This window comes from Allobosea sp. LjRoot9, from assembly GCF_964252745.1.
In the GTDB taxonomy this organism is placed as follows: domain Bacteria; phylum Pseudomonadota; class Alphaproteobacteria; order Rhizobiales; family Beijerinckiaceae; genus Allobosea.
In genome coordinates this window covers 418248-434646 of sequence record NZ_CAXUPC020000001.1, presented here as the reverse complement: position 1 = coordinate 434646, position 16399 = coordinate 418248, and the positions used below count along the sequence as shown (strand labels likewise).

Below are 16399 nucleotides of genomic sequence, written 5' to 3'. Positions count from 1 at the left end.
ACGAGCGGCGCGGAAGGTCAGAAGACCTTGCAAAGCACTTCGCCGCCCACGTTCTGCTCGCGGGCAAGATGATCGGGCATCACACCCTTCGGCGTCGAGATGATGGTCACGCCAAGGCCATCGGCCACGCGCGGCATCGTCTCCACCGAAGAATAGACGCGGCGGCCGGGCTTCGACACCCGCGAGATCGACCGGATGACCGGCTGCCCCTCGTGGTACTTCAGCTCGATATCGAACTCGGTCCGGCCATTGCCGAACTCGGTCTGGGTGTAGCCGCGGATGTAGCCCTCGGACTGAAGCACATCGAGCACGCGGGCCCTGAGCTTCGAACCAGGCGTCGAAACGCGCGACTTGCGCCGCATCTGCGCATTGCGGATGCGGGTCAGCATATCTCCAAGCGGATCAATGATCACGATGCGTCCTCCTCACCAGCTCGACTTGACGAGGCCGGGAACCAGCCCCTTGTTGCCGAGCTCGCGCAGCGCAACGCGCGACATCTTCAGCTTGCGGTAGAAGGCGCGCGGACGGCCCGTCACCTCACAGCGGTTGCGCACCCGGTTCGGAGCCGAGTTGCGCGGCAGTTCAGCGAGCTTGAGGCGAGCGAGGAACCGCTCATCCATGGACTGGCTGTCGTCATTGGCGATCGCGAGAAGCCGCGCGCGCTTGCCCGAGAATTTCTTCACGAGAGCCTTGCGGTGGTTGTTGTTCTCGACGGAGCTTTTCTTAGCCATCGATCTCTCCTGGTTTCCGCGTATGAGCGGTGAGGCTCACTGCCGGAACGGGAAGTTGAAGTGCTTGAGCAAGGCGCGTGCCTCGTCGTCCGACTTCGCAGTCGTGCAAACGATCACGTCCATACCCCACACGGCGTCGACCTTGTCGTAGTTGATCTCAGGGAACACGATGTGCTCCTTGATGCCGAGCGCGAAATTGCCGCGCCCGTCGAACGACTTGGGGTTGAGGCCCCGGAAGTCGCGCACGCGGGGCAAGGCGATGGTGACGAGCCGGTCGACGAACTCGAACATCTTGGTCTTGCGCAGCGTGACTTTGCAGCCGACCGCCATGTTCTCGCGCAGCTTGAAGCCGGCGATGGCGAGGCGGGACTTGGTGATGACCGGCTTCTGACCGGCGATCAGGGCGAGGTCGCCGGCGGCGTTGTCGACCTTCTTGCGGTCAGCCGTGGCTTCGCCAACACCCATGTTGATGACGATCTTGTCGATCGTCGGCACTTCCATGGCGTTCTTGTAGCCGAACTCGGCGATCATCGCGGGACGGACGACGTCCTCGTAATGCTTCTTCATACGCGGCGTGAGAGCCGCCTGCTGCTGATTATCAGCCATCGATCAGATCCCCCGAACGCTTGGCGAAACGGACCTTGCGGCCATCGTCGAGCACCTTGAAGCCAACCCGGGTCGGCTTGCCGTCCTTCGGATCGGCCACGGCAAGGTTCGACAGATCGATCGTCGCTTCCTTGCTGATGATGCCGCCCTCGGACTGGGCCGACGCCTTGGTGTGCTTCTTGACGAGATTGACGCCACGCACCACGGCGCGGGCATCCTTCGGAAGCACCTGGAGCACTTCGCCGGCCTTGCCCTTGTCACGGCCGGCCAACACGACGACCTTGTCGCCCTTCTTGATCTTCGCAGCCATTACAGCACCTCTGGCGCAAGCGAGATGATCTTCATGTGGTTCTTGGCGCGAAGTTCGCGCGGAACCGGTCCGAAGATACGGGTGCCGACAGGCTCCTTCTGGTTGTTGATCAGGACGGCCGCATTGCGGTCGAACCGAATCACCGAACCATCGGCGCGCTTGACGTCCTTGGCGGTGCGAACGACGACCGCCTTCATGACGTCGCCCTTCTTCACGCGGCCACGGGGAATGGCTTCCTTGATCGAAACGACAATGATGTCGCCAATGCGAGCGTAACGCCGCTTCGACCCGCCGAGAACCTTGATGCACATCACACGACGGGCGCCGGAGTTATCCGCGACCTCGAGATTCGTCTGCACCTGGATCATGGCCTTGATCCTTCCATATGCATATCAGCGCGGTTTCCCGGCAGGCATTAGCGCCGCCGGGACTACGACTGACGGGGGTCGATCGCCCCCTGGCCTCAAATTTGACTTACGCCTTGGGAGCGTTGTCGAGCACAACCCAGCTTTTCAGCTTGGAAATGGGCTTGGACTCCTCGATCCAGACCTGGTCGCCAACCTTCGAGACCTGAGCCTCGTCGTGGGCATGATAGTTTTTCGTGCGGCGAACGGTCTTCTTGAGGAGCGGGTGCGTATAGCGCCGCTCGACCTTCACCACAACTGTTTTATTTTGCTTGTCGCTGACGACGACGCCCTGCAGCACGCGCTTCGGCATGTCTCAAACTCCTCAGGCGCTCACTGCGGCGGTCTTGGACCGCTGCAGTGTTTTGATGCGGGCGATATCCTTGCGCACTTCGGTGACCCGAGCGGTATTCTCGAGCTGACCGGTGGCGCGCTGGAAACGCAGGTTGAACTGCTCCTTCTTCAGCTTCAGGAGCTCTTCCTGCAGCAGGTCCACGCTCATGACCTTCAGGTCGGACAGGCGTTTTGCGGTCTTCATGTCGTCCTCCCTTACTCGGCGATGCGTTGGATGAAGCGGGTCTTGATCGGCAGCTTGGCTGCGCCGAGACGCATGGCCTCGCGCGCGGTCTCTTCCGGCACGCCGTCGATCTCGAACATGATCCGGCCCGGCTTGACCTTGGCTGCCCAGAATTCAGGCGCGCCCTTGCCCTTGCCCATGCGGACTTCGGTCGGCTTCTTCGAAACCGGCACGTCCGGGAAGATCCGGATCCAGACACGGCCGGCGCGCTTCATGGCACGCGTGATCGCGCGGCGGGCCGCCTCGATCTGGCGCGCGGTGACGCGTTCCGGCATCAGTGCCTTGAGGCCGAACTGGCCGAAATTCAGATCCGTGCCGCCCTTGGCGACGCCGGAAATGCGCCCCTTGAACTGCTTGCGGAACTTAGTCTTCTTTGGTTGCAACATGGCTCTTCTCGATCAGCCTTACGCGGCGTGGTCACGACGATGGCCACCGCCGGAACGGCTGCCCTCATCGGCCATGCGCTTGTCCTGGGCCATCGGGTCGTGTTCGAGGATCTCGCCCTTGAAGATCCAGACCTTGATGCCGCACGTGCCGTAGGTGGTGAAGGCAGTCGCCACACCGTAATCCACATCGGCGCGCAGCGTGTGCAGCGGCACGCGACCTTCGCGATACCATTCCAGACGCGCGATTTCGGCGCCGCCGAGACGGCCCGAGCAGTTGATGCGGATGCCCTCGGCGCCCAGACGCATGGCCGACTGAACGGCCCGCTTCATGGCGCGACGGAACGCGACGCGGCGCTCGAGCTGCTGCGCGATCGAGTCGGCGACCAGGGTCGCGTCGATCTCGGGCTTGCGCACCTCGACGATGTTGATGGCAACATCGGCCTTGGTGAGCGTCATCACCGTCTTGCGCAGCTTCTCGATATCGGCGCCCTTCTTGCCGATCACCACGCCCGGACGAGCCGAGTGGATGGTGACCCGGCACTTCTTATGCGGACGCTCGATGATGATCTTGGAGATCGCAGCCTGCTTCAGCAGCTTCATGAGCGCGGCGCGGATCGCCATATCCTCATGCAGAAGCTTGCCGTACTCACCCTTCTGCGCGAACCAGCGCGAATCCCAGGTGCGGTTGATGCCGAGGCGAAGCCCGATCGGATTGATTTTCTGACCCATCGTTCTCTCCTCAGGCCTTGGCCGCCGCGACTTCGCGCACCACGATCGTGATGTTGGCGAAGGGCTTCAGGATGCGGGCGCCGCGGCCGCGGGCGCGAGCGTGGAAACGCTTCATGACCAGCGCCTTGCCGACGAAGGCCTGCGCCACGACGAGGTCATCGACGTCGAGATCATGGTTGTTCTCGGCGTTGGCGATCGCGCTCTGAAGGCACTTGCGCACGTCCAGCGAAATCCGCTTGCGCGAGAATTCGAGGTCGGCGAGCGCGGTCGAGACCTTCTTGCCACGGATCAGCTGGGCGAGGAGGTTGAGCTTCTGCGGGCTGACGCGAAGATTGCGGGCGACCGCAATGGCTTCGTTGTCAGGCAGCGCACGGGGGAAGGATGCTTTTCCCATGGCTTACTTCCTCTTCGCCTTCTTGTCGGCAGCGTGGCCGTGGAAGGTGCGCGTCGGCGAGAACTCGCCGAACTTGTGGCCCACCATTTCCTCGGACACGGACACCGGCACATGCTTGTGGCCGTTGTAGACGCCGAACGTCAGACCGACGAACTGCGGAAGGATCGTGGAGCGACGGCTCCAGATCTTGATGACCTCAGACCGGGCCGCCGAACGGGCAACCTCGGCCTTTTTCAGAAGGTATCCGTCGACAAACGGACCTTTCCAAAGCGAACGCGCCATGACGGACCTCAGTTCTTCTTCTTGCGGGCGTGACGGCTCGACACGATGAACGTATCGGTCCGCTTGTTCGAGCGGGTCTTCTTACCCTTGGTCGGCTTACCCCAGGGGGTGACCGGGTGACGACCACCGGAGGTGCGGCCTTCGCCGCCGCCATGGGGATGGTCGACTGGGTTCATCGAGACGCCGCGGTTATGCGGACGACGACCGAGCCAGCGCGAACGCCCTGCCTTACCGTCATTCCGGTTCATGTGGTCGGGGTTGGAAACCGCGCCCACAGTCGCATAGCACAGGCCGCTGATCAGGCGCTGCTCGCCCGAGTTCAGACGGACGATGACATAGCCTTGGTCGCGACCGACGATCTGGGCGTAGTTGCCCGCAGACCGCGCCAGCGCCCCGCCCTTGCCGATCTTGAGCTCGACATTGTGGACGATGGTGCCAATCGGCAGCGTGCCCATCGGGGCGGCGTTGCCGGGCTTGACGTCGACCGACGGGCCCGAGATCACGCTGTCGCCGACGGCGAGGCGCTGCGGGGCCAGGATATAGGCCTGCTCGCCGTCGCTGTACTTGATCAGCGCGATGAAGGCGGTGCGGTTGGGATCGTATTCGATCCGTTCCACCACGGCCGGAATGCCATCCTTGCCGCGACGCTTGAAGTCGATCAGGCGCAGCGTGCGCTTGTGACCGCCGCCGCGGAAGCGGACGGTGATGCGGCCGAGGTTGTTGCGGCCGCCCGACGACGACTTGCCCTCGGTCAGCACCTTGAGCGGCTTGCCCTTATAGAGCTCGCTGCGGTCGACGATCACGAGCTGGCGAAGGCTCGGCGTGGTCGGCTTGAAACTCTTCAAAGCCATGATGCAGATCCTCCCTTCACAGACCCGTGGTCACGTCGATGGAATGACCATCTTCGAGCGTCACGATTGCCTTCTTGACGTCCGAACGCTGGCCGAGGCGGCCACGGAAGACCTTGATCTTCCCTTCGGTGACGAGCGTGTTCACGCTCTTCACCTTGACGTCGAACAGCTTTTCGATCGCGGCCTTGATCTGCGGCTTTGTCGCAGTCTTGGAGACCTCGAAGACGACCTTGTTATGCTCGGAGAGCATCGTCGCCTTCTCGGTGATCACCGGGCTACGAATGACGTCGTAGTGGCGCGGATCCAGATTCTTTGCAGCCTGGCTCATTTGAAGCGCGCCTCCAGCGCATCGACAGCCGCGCGGGTCAAGACGAGCTTGTCGCGACGCAGGATGTCATAAACGTTGATGCCCTGGATCGGCAGGACGTCGACATTCGGGATCGAACGCGCGGCCAGGCCGAAGTTCACGTCGATCTCGGCGCCGCCGATCACCAGCACGCTGGACAGGTCCAGCTTGCTGAAATGGCCGAGCAGCAGCTTGGTCTTGGGCTCCGAGAGCTTCACATCATCGATGATGATGATCTCGGAACCCTTGGCCTTGGCCGAGAGCGCATGACGAAGAGCCAGAGCGCGGACCTTCTTGGGCAGGTCATGCGCATGGTCACGCACGATCGGGCCGAAGGCCTTGCCGCCGCCGCGGAACTGCGGAGCGGAAGCAGCGCCGTGGCGAGCGCCGCCGGTGCCCTTCTGCTTGTAGATCTTCTTGCGGGTGCGATCGACTTCCGAACGGCCCTTGGACTTGTGCGTCCCGGCCCGGCGCTTGGCGAGCTGATAGCGCACCATGCGGGCGAGGATGTCGGCGCGCGGCTCAAGGCCGAAGATCGCATCCGACAATTCGACGGAGCCGGCAGAGCCGCCCTCGAGGGTGGTGATATCGAGCTTCATCACGCGTTCTCCTCAACGGTCTCAGTCGCGGGAGCCTGCGTTTCGCCGCCGGCAACCTTGAACTTGCCCGGCAGGGGCGCATCCTTGGGCAGCGCGCGCTTGACGGCGTCGCGGACGTGGATCCAGCCACCGGCATGACCGGGGACCGCACCTTCGACCAGGATCAGGCCGCGCTCGACATCCGTCTGGACGACGCGCAGGTTCTGCGTGGTGACGCGCTCGGCGCCCAGATGGCCCGGCATCTTCTTGTTCTTGAAGGTCTTGCCCGGGTCCTGACGGCCACCGGTCGAACCGATCGAGCGATGCGAGACCGAAACACCGTGCGTGGCGCGAAGGCCGCCGAAGTTCCAGCGCTTCATGCCGCCGGCGAAGCCCTTGCCAATGGTCGTGCCGCTGACATCGACGAACTGGCCGACGACGAAGTGGTCAGCCGTCAGCTCGGCGCCGACCGGGATCAACGCGTCGTCGCTGACGCGGAACTCGACGATCTTGCGCTTGGGCTCGACCTTGGCGACGGCGAAATGACCGCGCTCAGCCTTCGAGACGTTCTTGACCTTGGCCAAGCCCGACCCGAGCTGAACGGCGACATAGCCGTTCTTCTCAACCGTACGATGCGCGACAACCTGGCAGTTATCGAGCTTCAGCACGGTGACCGGGATATGTTCGCCGGCATCCGTGAAGATGCGGGTCATCCCGACTTTCTGTGCAATCACACCGGAACGCATCGGTGCATACCTTCCCTTGGGGTCATGTTCATCCTGCCAAAACGCAGGAGACAGAGGACCCGGCTAAAAATCAGAACATGGCCGGACGACGGGAATATCGGATCGTCGTCTGGACCATGGTCAACTTACAACTTGATTTCGACGTCGACGCCGGCGGCGAGATCAAGCTTCATCAGGGCGTCGACCGTCTGAGGGGTCGGGTCGACGATATCGAGAACCCGCTTGTGGGTCCGCATCTCAAACTGCTCGCGCGACTTCTTGTCGATGTGCGGCGAGCGGTTGACCGTGAACTTCTCGATGAGCGTGGGCAGCGGGATGGGCCCGCGGACCTGGGCGCCCGTCCTCTTGGCCGTCGACACGATCTCGCGCGTCGAAGCGTCGAGGATGCGATGGTCGAACGCCTTGAGGCGGATCCGGATGTTCTGACCGTTCATGGTCTTGTGTTCTCCGTGACGTGAAAAGGCAAAGGCCCGGTAGGGCCTTCGCCCTCACGAAAACGCGTTACGCGATGATGCTAGCGACGACGCCTGCACCGACGGTGCGGCCGCCTTCGCGGATGGCGAAGCGCAGCTTCTCCTCCATCGCGATCGGCACGATCAGGTGCACTTCCATGGCGATGTTGTCGCCAGGCATCACCATCTCGGTGCCCTCAGGCAGGTGCACCACGCCGGTCACGTCCGTCGTGCGGAAGTAGAACTGCGGGCGGTAGTTGGTGAAGAACGGGGTATGACGACCGCCCTCCTCCTTCGTCAGGATGTAGGCCTCGGCCTTGAACTTGGTGTGCGGCTTCACCGAACCCGGCTTGCACAGGATCTGCCCGCGCTCGACGTCCTCGCGCTTCGTGCCGCGCAGCAGCGCGCCGATGTTGTCGCCGGCCTGGCCCTGGTCGAGCAGCTTGCGGAACATCTCGACGCCCGTCACCGTCGTCTTGACCGTGTCCTTCAGGCCGACGATCTCGATTTCCTCGCCGACCTTGACGATGCCGCGCTCGACGCGACCCGTCACGACCGTGCCGCGACCCGAGATCGAGAACACGTCCTCGACCGGCATCAGGAACGGCAGGTCCAGCGGACGCGCCGGCTGCGGGATGTACTCGTCGACCGTCTTCATCAGCGCCAGCACCGCGTCATGGCCGATCGTCTTGTCGCCATTGTCCAGCGCAACCTTCGCCGAACCCTTGGTGATCGGGATGTCGTCGCCCGGGAAGTCGTACTTCGACAGAAGCTCGCGGATCTCCATCTCGACCAGCTCGAGCAGCTCGGCGTCGTCGACCAGGTCGACCTTGTTCATGAACACCACCAGCGCGGGAACGCCGACCTGGCGCGCCAGCAGGATGTGCTCGCGGGTCTGCGGCATCGGGCCATCAGCTGCCGACACGACCAGGATCGCGCCGTCCATCTGCGCCGCGCCCGTGATCATGTTCTTCACATAGTCGGCGTGGCCGGGGCAGTCGACGTGAGCATAGTGGCGCGCAGCCGTCTCATACTCGACGTGAGCGGTCGAGATCGTGATGCCGCGGGCCTTCTCCTCCGGCGCCTTGTCGATTTGGTCATACGCCGTGAACGTGGCGCCGCCAGACTCGGCCAGAATCTTCGTGATCGCCGCCGTCAAAGACGTCTTGCCATGGTCAACGTGACCAATCGTTCCAATGTTGCAATGCGGCTTCGTGCGCGCGAATTTCTCTTTGGCCATCGTAGCCTCCGTCCGTCAGGTCGTTTTCAATGTTCAGCGAATAGGTGTGTCGGTTCAGGCGTACTTGGCCTGGACCTCGGCGGCGACCGCCGAAGGCACTTGCTCGTAGTGGTCGAACTGCATCGTGTAGTTGGCGCGTCCCTGGCTGAACGAACGCAGCTGGTTGACGTAGCCGAACATGTTGGCGAGCGGGACCATCGCGTTGACGACGACCGCGTTGCCGCGCATGTCCTGGCCCTGGATCTGGCCACGGCGCGAGTTCAGATCGCCGATGACCGAACCGGTATAGTCTTCCGGGGTCACCACTTCGACCTTCATGATCGGCTCGAGCAGCACGGAGCCGCCCTTCTGCAGGCCTTCACGCAAAGCAGCGCGCGAGGCGATTTCGAAGGCGAGCGCCGAGGAGTCGACCTCGTGGAAGGCGCCGTCGATCAGCGTGACCTTGACGTCGACCACCGGGAAGCCGGCGATCACGCCGGAGCCGATCACCGAGTTCAGGCCCTTTTCGACGCCGGGGATGTATTCCTTCGGAACCGTTCCGCCGACGACCTTCGACTCGAACTCGAAGCCCTTGCCGGTCTCGTTCGGCTCGATCACCAGCTTGACGCGGGCGAACTGGCCGGTACCGCCGGTCTGCTTCTTATGGGTGTAGTCGATCTCGGCCTTCTTGGTGATCGTCTCGCGATAGGCCACCTGGGGAGCGCCGATATTGGCGTCCACCTTGTAAGTCCGGCGCAGGATGTCGACCTTGATGTCGAGATGCAGCTCGCCCATGCCCTTGAGAATGGTCTGGCCGCTCTCCTGGTCGGTCGAAACGCGGAACGAGGGATCCTCGTTGGCGAGCTTCGCCAGAGCCAGGCCAAGCTTCTCCTGGTCGGCCTTGGACTTCGGCTCGATCGCGATCGTGATGACCGGCTCGGGGAATTCCATACGCTCCAGGATGACCGCCTTGACGGGGTCGCACAGCGTGTCGCCGGTGCGGACGTCCTTGAGGCCGGCCAGGGCGACGATGTCGCCGGCGAAAGCCTCCTTGATGTCTTCGCGGTTGTTCGCGTGCATCAGCAGCATGCGGCCGACACGCTCTTTCTTGTCGCGGGTCGAGTTGATGACGCCTGCGCCGGTCTCGACCTTGCCCGAATAGACGCGGCAAAAGGTGATCGTGCCGACGAAGGGGTCGTCCATGATCTTGAAGGCGAGCATGGAAAAGGGATCCTCGTCCGTCGGGTGACGAACGGTCTCTTCCTCGGTCTTGAAGTCGATGCCCTTGATCTCGCCACGATCGACCGGCGAGGGCAGGAAGTCGACGACGGCGTCGAGCAGGGGCTGGACGCCCTTGTTCTTGAAGGCCGAGCCGCAGAGCACGGGATGGAAGGCGCGGCGCTGCACCGCGGTGCGGATCAGCTTGCGCAGCGTCTCGGCGTCGGGCTCGGTGCCTTCGAGATAGGCTTCCATGGCCGCATCGTCCATGTCGACGGCGGCTTCGACCAGCTTGTTACGATACTCGGCGGCCTTGTCGGCGAGATCGGCAGGAATCTCCTTCTCTTCGAAGGAAGCGCCAAGCGCCTCGCCGTTCCAGACGATCGCCTTCATCTTGATCAGGTCGACGACGCCAACAAAATCGGACTCGGCGCCGATCGGGATCTGCAGGCACACCGGCTTGCCGGCGACGCGGTCAATGATGTCCTGGACGCAGCGATAGAAATCCGCGCCCGTCTTGTCCATCTTGTTGACGAACACGATGCGCGGCACGTCGTATTTGTCGGCCTGGCGCCAGACGGTCTCGGTCTGGGGCTCGACGCCCTGGTTGCCGTCGAGCACGCAGACGGCGCCGTCGAGCACGCGCAGCGAACGCTCGACTTCGATGGTGAAGTCGACGTGGCCGGGGGTGTCGATGATGTTCAGGCGATGTTCACGCCACAGGCAGGTGGTCGCAGCCGAGGTGATCGTGATGCCACGCTCCTGCTCCTGCTCCATCCAGTCCATGGTGGCGGCGCCGTCATGGACTTCGCCGATCTTGTGCGACTTGCCGGTGTAATACAGCACGCGCTCGGTCGTCGTCGTCTTGCCGGCGTCGATATGCGCCATGATGCCGAAATTACGGTATCGGTCGATGGGATGAGTGCGTGCCATAGGAGCGCTCTGTCTTTCCTAGTCTGACGAACGGTTACCAGCGATAATGCGAGAAGGCGCGGTTGGCTTCCGCCATCCGGTGCGTGTCTTCACGCTTCTTCACGGCATTTCCGCGGTTGTTGGCGGCATCCATCAGCTCCGAGGAGAGCCGCTCGACCATCGTCTTGTCGTTACGACCGCGAGCAGCCGTGATCAGCCAGCGGATCGCCAGCGCCTGACGACGCTCGGTGCGAACCTCGACCGGAACCTGGTAGGTGGCGCCGCCGACGCGACGCGAACGGACCTCGATCGCCGGAGCGACGTTCTCGAGCGCGCTCTTGAAGACGGCGAGCGGGTCGCTCTTCAGCTTGCCCTCGATGATATCGAAAGCGCCGTAGACGATCCGCTCGGCGGTCGACTTCTTGCCTTCGTACATCACCGAATTCATGAACTTCGTCACGATGATATCGTGGAACTTCGGATCGGGAATGATCTCACGCTTTTCAGCGCTATGGCGGCGGGACATCGTCTAGTCTCCGGTCAAATCTCAAAAGCTGCGAACAGGCTCGGGCTCATCGCCCCGCCAGTCTGGCAGAACTCACTTCGGACGCTTGGCGCCGTACTTCGAACGGCGCTGCTTACGGTTCTTCACGCCCTGCGTATCGAGCACACCGCGGAGGATGTGATAACGCACGCCGGGCAAGTCCTTGACGCGGCCGCCGCGGATCATGACGACCGAGTGCTCCTGGAGGTTGTGACCCTCACCAGGAATATAGCCGATCACTTCGAAGCCGTTGGTCAGGCGCACCTTGGCGACCTTACGCAACGCGGAGTTCGGCTTCTTCGGCGTCGTCGTATAAACGCGCGTGCAGACGCCGCGCTTCTGCGGGCAGGATTCAAGCGCCGGAGCGGTGTTGCGCGCCTTGACGGGCGAACGTGGCTTGCGAATGAGCTGGCTGATTGTCGGCATTCTGGCCTCTCGCTCCACTGAGCGTTTGGAAATCTCTAAATCGATGGCCCAGATCAAGCGAAGCCATGGCACAAACGAAACTGCGCCATCGGCTCCCGGCAGGGAAACCTCAGGCGCATTCGCCAGCAGAGGAACACGGATCACTCCGCATTCATGCATCTCACCATGTCGTCAATCGACGCTGGAATTCCGATGGAGTTTCGGCCGCGAAATTCGCTTGCAACCAGGGCAAAGCGACATACGTGTCCGACAACCATCGACAGTGGCGCGCTTATGACTCGCAACCCGAGTCGCGTCAACCCCAATTCTGGCGACTTCGCCCTGCACGCGGCCCAAACAGCATATTCAGCCGCGGCAAAGGGTCAAGCGCCCTCCCCTACACAGCAAAATGGCCGCCCGGAGGCGGCCATTTCGTAACGATCAAGCGTCAATGCGCCGTCATTCGGCCGCGGGCAGCGCCGCCGCAACAGCAGCCGCAGCAGCCTTGGCCGCGGAAGCGGCAGCCTTGGCAGCCGCATCGGCCTTCTGACCGACGATGAGATCGTCACGACGCGTCGCCACCTGCTTGATGCGGGCGACCTGCGCGCCGGTGCCGGCCGGGATCAGCGAGCCGACGATGACGTTCTCCTTGAGGCCTTCCAGCGTGTCGTACTTGCCGTTGACCGCCGCCTCGGTGAGGACGCGGGTGGTCTCCTGGAACGACGCCGCCGAGATGAAGGACCGCGTCTGCAAGCTCGCCTTGGTGATGCCGAGCAGCACGGGGACGCCGGAAGCGGGCTTCTTGCCCTCTTCCTTCATCTTCGCATTGATCTCCTGCAGCTCGATGCGGTCGACCTGGTCACCGGTCAGGATGTCGGTGTCGCCCGACTCGGTGATCTCGATCTTCTGCAGCATCTGCCGGACGATGACCTCGATGTGCTTGTCGTTGATGCCCACGCCCTGGAGGCGATAGACCTCCTGGATCTCGTTCACCAGATAAGCCGCCAGCTCCTCGACGCCCTTGATCGCCAGGATGTCGTGCGGGGCCGGGTTGCCATCGAGGATGTAGTCGCCCGTCTCCACGACGTCGCCGTCCTGGAGATGGATGTGCTTGCCCTTGGGGATCAGGTACTCGAGCCCCTCGGAACCGTCATGCGGAGTCAGCGTGACCCGGCGCTTGTTCTTGTAGTCCTTGCCGAAGCCGATGACGCCGGCCTTCTCGGCGATGATCGCCGCATCCTTGGGACGACGCGCCTCGAACAGCTCCGCCACCCGCGGCAGACCGCCGGTGATGTCGCGCGTCTTGGCGGAGTCCGTCGAGACACGGGCCAGCACGTCACCCGCCTTGATATGGGAGCCGGGCTCGACCGAGATGATGCCGTCGACAGGCAGGATGTAGCGGGCTTCACCGCCACGCGCGAGCTTGGCGATCTTGCCGTCCGGGCCATGCACCGTCAGAGCCGGGCGCAGATCGGACGTACGGGCCGAGCCGCGCCAGTCGATGACGACGCGCTTGTTGATGCCCGTCGCTTCGTCGGTCGTCTCGGTGATCGACATGCCGTCGACCAGGTCCTCGAAGCCGACGGAGCCGTCGACCTCGGCCAGGATCGGGCGGGAATAGGGATCCCACTCGATCAGGCGCTGGCCGCGCTTGACCTTGTCGCCCTCGTCGATGCGCAGCTTCGAGCCGAACTGGACGCGGTGAACCGCGCGCTCGGCGCCGTCCGGCCCCACGATCACGACGGCGATGTTACGCGCCATTGCGATCAAGTCGCCGTCCGAATTCCGGGCGAGGTTGCGGTTGCGGATCTTGACCACGCCTTCGAAGTTCGACTCGACGAAGGACTGGTCGGCGATCGTCGCCGCGCCACCGATGTGGAAGGTGCGCATGGTGAGCTGCGTACCGGGCTCGCCGATCGACTGCGCCGCGATGACGCCGACGGCCTCGCCCATGTTGACGGGCGTGCCGCGAGCAAGATCGCGTCCGTAGCAGGTGGCGCAGACGCCGTTCTTGGTGGCGCAGGTCAGCACCGAACGGATCTTCACCTCCTGCACACCAGCGGCGTTGATCGCCTCGATGTGGTGCTCGTCGATCATCGTGCCCTTCGGCACCAGGACCTTGCCGTCGATGTCGGTGACATCTTCCGCCGCGGAGCGGCCGAGGATGCGGATGCCGAGCGAAGCGACGACCTGACCCGCGTCGATGATGGCGCGCATCTTGATGCCGCTCTCCGAGCCGCAATCGACTTCGGAGATGATGGCATCCTGCGCCACGTCGACGAGACGGCGCGTGAGATAGCCGGAGTTGGCCGTCTTGAGCGCGGTATCGGCGAGGCCCTTGCGGGCGCCGTGGGTCGAGTTGAAGTACTCGAGAACGTCGAGGCCTTCCTTGAAGTTCGAGATGATCGGCGACTCGATGATCTCGCCCGAGGGCTTGGCCATCAGGCCGCGCATCGCCGCCAGCTGCTTCATCTGGGCCGGCGAACCACGCGCTCCGGAGTGGCTCATCATGTAGATCGAGTTGATCGGCTTATCGCGACCGTTCTCGTCCTTCTTCACGGTCGAGATGCGGGCCATCATCTCCTGGGCGAGCTTGTCGGAGCACTTCGCCCAGGCGTCGACGACCTTGTTGTACTTCTCGCCCTGAGTGATCAGGCCGTCCTGGTACTGCTGCTCGTAATCCTTGGCGAGCGCGCGGGTGGTGTCGACGATCTCCCATTTGTTCTCCGGCACGACCATGTCGTCCTTGCCGAAGGAGATGCCGGCCTTGAAGGCGTGGGTGAAGCCCAGCGACATGATGCGGTCGCAGAAGATCACCGATTCCTTCTGACCGCAGCCGCGATAGACGGCGTCGATCATTCCCGAGATTTCCTTCTTCGTCATCAGGCGGTTGCTGACGTCGAAGGTCATGTTCGGGTGCTTGGGCAGCGCAGTCGAGAGAATGACGCGGCCAGGCGTAGTGTCGTAGATCTTGGTGTAGGACTTGCCGTCCTGATCGACGCCGGTCCAGCGGTATTTGATCTTCGAATGCAGCGTCACGACCTTCTCGTGCAGCGCGTATTCGAGCTCGCCGAAGTCGCCGAAGATCTTGCCCTGGCCCGGCTCGCCGTCAGAGACGATCGAGAGATAATAAAGGCCGAGCACGATGTCCTGCGACGGCACGATGATCGGAAGACCGTTGGCCGGGTGCAGGATGTTGTTGGTCGACATCATCAGGACGCGCGCTTCCAGCTGCGCTTCCAGCGACAGCGGAACGTGCACGGCCATCTGGTCGCCGTCGAAGTCGGCGTTGAAGGCGGCGCAGACCAGCGGGTGAAGCTGGATCGCCTTACCTTCGATCAGCACCGGCTCGAAGGCCTGGATGCCGAGCCTGTGCAGCGTCGGGGCGCGGTTCAGCAGCACCGGATGCTCGCGGATGACCTCGTCCAGGATGTCCCAGACCTCAGGCTTCTCCTTCTCGACCAGCTTCTTGGCCTGCTTGACCGTGGTCGAGTAGCCCTTGGCGTCGAGGCGCGCATAGATGAACGGCTTGAACAGCTCGAGCGCCATCTTCTTGGGCAGCCCGCACTGGTGCAGCTTCATCTCCGGGCCGACCACGATGACCGAACGGCCGGAATAGTCGACGCGCTTGCCGAGCAGGTTCTGGCGGAAGCGGCCCTGCTTGCCCTTCAGCATGTCGGCGAGCGACTTCAACGGACGCTTGTTGGCGCCCGTGATGACGCGGCCGCGGCGGCCGTTGTCGAACAGCGCATCGACCGATTCCTGCAGCATCCGCTTCTCGTTGCGGATGATGATGTCGGGCGCGCGCAGTTCGATCAGCCGCTTCAGGCGGTTGTTGCGGTTGATCACCCGGCGATAGAGGTCGTTCAGGTCGGAGGTCGCGAAGCGGCCGCCGTCGAGCGGCACCAGCGGGCGCAGATCGGGCGGGATCACCGGAATGATGGTCATGACCATCCATTCCGGCTTGTTGCCGGACTGCTGGAACGCCTCGATGATCTTGAGGCGCTTCATCAGCTTCTTGGGCTTCAGCTCCGACGTCGTCGTCGCGATCTCATGCTTGAGATCGGCGTTGATCTGGTCGAGGTCGAGCGCGCGCAGCATCTCGCGGATGGCTTCCGCGCCGATCATCGCCGTGAAGGTGTCGGCGCCATACTCTTCCTGGCAGCGGACATACTCTTCCTCGGACAGGATCTGACGGTCCTTGAGAGGCGTCAGGCCCGGCTCGATGACGACATAGGACTCGAAATAGAGAATGCGCTCGAGATCCTTGAGCGGCATGTCCATCAGCAGGCCGATGCGCGAGGGCAGCGACTTCAGGAACCAGATATGCGCGACCGGAGCGGCGAGCTCGATATGGCCCATGCGCTCACGCCGGACGCGCGCAAGCGTGACTTCCACACCGCACTTCTCGCAGATGACGCCCTTGAACTTCATGCGCTTGTACTTGCCGCACAAGCACTCGTAGTCCTTGATCGGCCCGAAGATGCGGGCGCAGAACAGGCCGTCGCGCTCGGGCTTGAAGGTCCGGTAGTTGATGGTCTCCGGCTTTTTGATCTCGCCATAGGACCAGGACAGGATCTTCTCCGGGCTCGCGATCGAGATCTTGATCGCGTCGAAGGCCTGCTGCACCGGCTGCTGGCCGAAAAGGTTCATGACCTCTTGCTTCATTGCCTGTCTCCTACCGCCGGCGGGGGATAAGACCGCCCTGC

The 16399-nt window shown here is 63.1% G+C and carries 21 protein-coding genes; all 21 read right to left on the bottom strand.

From position 1 onward, the window contains the following. Positions 1-17: 17 nt before the first annotated feature. On the bottom strand, positions 18-413 hold the full coding sequence (rpsH, locus tag ACSQ3P_RS02125) for a 30S ribosomal protein S8 (protein WP_092177802.1): 396 nt from the start codon (positions 411-413) through the stop codon (positions 18-20). 12 nt (positions 414-425) lie between these two features. Further along, entirely contained in the window at positions 426-731 is a 306-nt protein-coding gene (gene rpsN, locus ACSQ3P_RS02120; protein ID WP_092177804.1) for a 30S ribosomal protein S14, read from the bottom strand. Positions 732-767: 36 nt separating this feature from the next. Continuing rightward, entirely contained in the window at positions 768-1337 is a 570-nt protein-coding gene (gene rplE / locus ACSQ3P_RS02115; RefSeq protein ID WP_092177806.1) for a 50S ribosomal protein L5, read from the bottom strand. Continuing rightward, positions 1330-1647, bottom strand: coding sequence for a 50S ribosomal protein L24 (gene rplX / locus ACSQ3P_RS02110; RefSeq protein WP_043237098.1), 318 nt, complete (start codon positions 1645-1647; stop codon positions 1330-1332). The genes rplE and rplX overlap by 8 nt, the downstream gene beginning before the upstream one ends. After that, positions 1647-2015, bottom strand: a complete 369-nt coding sequence (gene rplN, locus ACSQ3P_RS02105; RefSeq protein WP_054144259.1) for a 50S ribosomal protein L14 — start codon at positions 2013-2015, stop codon at positions 1647-1649. The genes rplX and rplN overlap by 1 nt, the downstream gene beginning before the upstream one ends. A 106-nt stretch (positions 2016-2121) precedes the next feature. Then, the gene (gene rpsQ, locus ACSQ3P_RS02100; protein ID WP_092177808.1) at positions 2122-2364 is read right to left on the bottom strand and encodes a 30S ribosomal protein S17; all 243 of its coding nucleotides are present in this window, start codon (positions 2362-2364) and stop codon (positions 2122-2124) included. Positions 2365-2376: 12 nt separating this feature from the next. Next, on the bottom strand, positions 2377-2589 hold the full coding sequence (gene rpmC, locus ACSQ3P_RS02095) for a 50S ribosomal protein L29 (protein ID WP_069692147.1): 213 nt from the start codon (positions 2587-2589) through the stop codon (positions 2377-2379). Positions 2590-2600: 11 nt separating this feature from the next. Further along, positions 2601-3014, bottom strand: coding sequence for a 50S ribosomal protein L16 (gene rplP, locus ACSQ3P_RS02090; protein ID WP_069692148.1), 414 nt, complete (start codon positions 3012-3014; stop codon positions 2601-2603). A gap of 18 nt (positions 3015-3032) precedes the next feature. Next, positions 3033-3743: a 30S ribosomal protein S3 gene (gene rpsC, locus ACSQ3P_RS02085; RefSeq protein WP_092177810.1), complete on the bottom strand. Its 711-nt coding sequence runs from the start codon at positions 3741-3743 to the stop codon at positions 3033-3035. Between the two features lie 10 nt (positions 3744-3753). Beyond that, the gene (gene rplV, locus ACSQ3P_RS02080; RefSeq protein WP_310150595.1) at positions 3754-4137 is read right to left on the bottom strand and encodes a 50S ribosomal protein L22; all 384 of its coding nucleotides are present in this window, start codon (positions 4135-4137) and stop codon (positions 3754-3756) included. Positions 4138-4140: 3 nt separating this feature from the next. After that, complete coding sequence (rpsS, locus tag ACSQ3P_RS02075) at positions 4141-4419, bottom strand: 30S ribosomal protein S19 (protein ID WP_069692151.1); 279 nt, start codon at positions 4417-4419, stop codon at positions 4141-4143. An 8-nt stretch (positions 4420-4427) separates the two neighbouring features. Next, a complete protein-coding gene (rplB, locus tag ACSQ3P_RS02070; RefSeq protein ID WP_069692152.1) occupies positions 4428-5270 on the bottom strand; it encodes a 50S ribosomal protein L2 in 843 nt (280 codons plus the stop codon). A gap of 16 nt (positions 5271-5286) precedes the next feature. Next, a complete protein-coding gene (locus tag ACSQ3P_RS02065; RefSeq protein ID WP_092177814.1) occupies positions 5287-5598 on the bottom strand; it encodes a 50S ribosomal protein L23 in 312 nt (103 codons plus the stop codon). Continuing rightward, the gene (gene rplD / locus ACSQ3P_RS02060; protein ID WP_069692154.1) at positions 5595-6215 is read right to left on the bottom strand and encodes a 50S ribosomal protein L4; all 621 of its coding nucleotides are present in this window, start codon (positions 6213-6215) and stop codon (positions 5595-5597) included. The genes ACSQ3P_RS02065 and rplD overlap by 4 nt, the downstream gene beginning before the upstream one ends. Beyond that, positions 6215-6940 carry a 50S ribosomal protein L3 gene (gene rplC / locus ACSQ3P_RS02055; protein WP_069692155.1) on the bottom strand — a complete coding sequence of 242 codons (726 nt, stop codon included), beginning with the start codon at positions 6938-6940 and terminating at the stop codon, positions 6215-6217. Before rplC ends, rplD begins: the two co-directional genes overlap by 1 nt. A gap of 125 nt (positions 6941-7065) precedes the next feature. Further along, complete coding sequence (rpsJ, locus tag ACSQ3P_RS02050) at positions 7066-7374, bottom strand: 30S ribosomal protein S10 (protein ID WP_043237115.1); 309 nt, start codon at positions 7372-7374, stop codon at positions 7066-7068. 67 nt (positions 7375-7441) lie between these two features. After that, the gene (tuf, locus tag ACSQ3P_RS02045) at positions 7442-8632 is read right to left on the bottom strand and encodes an elongation factor Tu (RefSeq protein ID WP_103872334.1); all 1191 of its coding nucleotides are present in this window, start codon (positions 8630-8632) and stop codon (positions 7442-7444) included. 54 nt (positions 8633-8686) lie between these two features. Continuing rightward, a complete protein-coding gene (gene fusA, locus ACSQ3P_RS02040; protein WP_436164018.1) occupies positions 8687-10762 on the bottom strand; it encodes an elongation factor G in 2076 nt (691 codons plus the stop codon). 34 nt (positions 10763-10796) lie between these two features. Beyond that, entirely contained in the window at positions 10797-11267 is a 471-nt protein-coding gene (gene rpsG / locus ACSQ3P_RS02035; protein ID WP_092178538.1) for a 30S ribosomal protein S7, read from the bottom strand. A gap of 72 nt (positions 11268-11339) precedes the next feature. Next, a complete protein-coding gene (gene rpsL, locus ACSQ3P_RS02030) occupies positions 11340-11711 on the bottom strand; it encodes a 30S ribosomal protein S12 (RefSeq protein WP_038358286.1) in 372 nt (123 codons plus the stop codon). Between the two features lie 438 nt (positions 11712-12149). Then, the gene (rpoC, locus tag ACSQ3P_RS02025) at positions 12150-16358 is read right to left on the bottom strand and encodes a DNA-directed RNA polymerase subunit beta' (protein ID WP_436164017.1); all 4209 of its coding nucleotides are present in this window, start codon (positions 16356-16358) and stop codon (positions 12150-12152) included. Between the last annotated feature and the right edge of the window lie 41 nt (positions 16359-16399).

What these genes read in the sequence shown, in the direction of transcription:
- rpmC (WP_069692147.1), bottom strand. Translation starts at nt 2,589, where the DNA reads ATGAAGACCGCAAAACGCCTGTCCGACCTGAAGGTCATGAGCGTGGAC.
- rplC (WP_069692155.1), bottom strand. Translation starts at nt 6,940, where the DNA reads ATGCGTTCCGGTGTGATTGCACAGAAAGTCGGGATGACCCGCATCTTC.
- tuf (WP_103872334.1), bottom strand. Translation starts at nt 8,632, where the DNA reads ATGGCCAAAGAGAAATTCGCGCGCACGAAGCCGCATTGCAACATTGGA.
- rplN (WP_054144259.1), bottom strand. Translation starts at nt 2,015, where the DNA reads ATGATCCAGGTGCAGACGAATCTCGAGGTCGCGGATAACTCCGGCGCC.
- rplE (WP_092177806.1), bottom strand. Translation starts at nt 1,337, where the DNA reads ATGGCTGATAATCAGCAGCAGGCGGCTCTCACGCCGCGTATGAAGAAG.
- rpsL (WP_038358286.1), bottom strand. Translation starts at nt 11,711, where the DNA reads ATGCCGACAATCAGCCAGCTCATTCGCAAGCCACGTTCGCCCGTCAAG.
- ACSQ3P_RS02065 (WP_092177814.1), bottom strand. Translation starts at nt 5,598, where the DNA reads ATGAGCCAGGCTGCAAAGAATCTGGATCCGCGCCACTACGACGTCATT.
- rplB (WP_069692152.1), bottom strand. Translation starts at nt 5,270, where the DNA reads ATGGCTTTGAAGAGTTTCAAGCCGACCACGCCGAGCCTTCGCCAGCTC.
- rpsS (WP_069692151.1), bottom strand. Translation starts at nt 4,419, where the DNA reads ATGGCGCGTTCGCTTTGGAAAGGTCCGTTTGTCGACGGATACCTTCTG.
- rpsC (WP_092177810.1), bottom strand. Translation starts at nt 3,743, where the DNA reads ATGGGTCAGAAAATCAATCCGATCGGGCTTCGCCTCGGCATCAACCGC.
- rplD (WP_069692154.1), bottom strand. Translation starts at nt 6,215, where the DNA reads ATGAAGCTCGATATCACCACCCTCGAGGGCGGCTCTGCCGGCTCCGTC.
- rpsJ (WP_043237115.1), bottom strand. Translation starts at nt 7,374, where the DNA reads ATGAACGGTCAGAACATCCGGATCCGCCTCAAGGCGTTCGACCATCGC.
- fusA (WP_436164018.1), bottom strand. Translation starts at nt 10,762, where the DNA reads ATGGCACGCACTCATCCCATCGACCGATACCGTAATTTCGGCATCATG.
- rpoC (WP_436164017.1), bottom strand. Translation starts at nt 16,358, where the DNA reads ATGAAGCAAGAGGTCATGAACCTTTTCGGCCAGCAGCCGGTGCAGCAG.
- rpsN (WP_092177804.1), bottom strand. Translation starts at nt 731, where the DNA reads ATGGCTAAGAAAAGCTCCGTCGAGAACAACAACCACCGCAAGGCTCTC.
- rplX (WP_043237098.1), bottom strand. Translation starts at nt 1,647, where the DNA reads ATGGCTGCGAAGATCAAGAAGGGCGACAAGGTCGTCGTGTTGGCCGGC.
- rplV (WP_310150595.1), bottom strand. Translation starts at nt 4,137, where the DNA reads ATGGGAAAAGCATCCTTCCCCCGTGCGCTGCCTGACAACGAAGCCATT.
- rpsQ (WP_092177808.1), bottom strand. Translation starts at nt 2,364, where the DNA reads ATGCCGAAGCGCGTGCTGCAGGGCGTCGTCGTCAGCGACAAGCAAAAT.
- rplP (WP_069692148.1), bottom strand. Translation starts at nt 3,014, where the DNA reads ATGTTGCAACCAAAGAAGACTAAGTTCCGCAAGCAGTTCAAGGGGCGC.
- rpsG (WP_092178538.1), bottom strand. Translation starts at nt 11,267, where the DNA reads ATGTCCCGCCGCCATAGCGCTGAAAAGCGTGAGATCATTCCCGATCCG.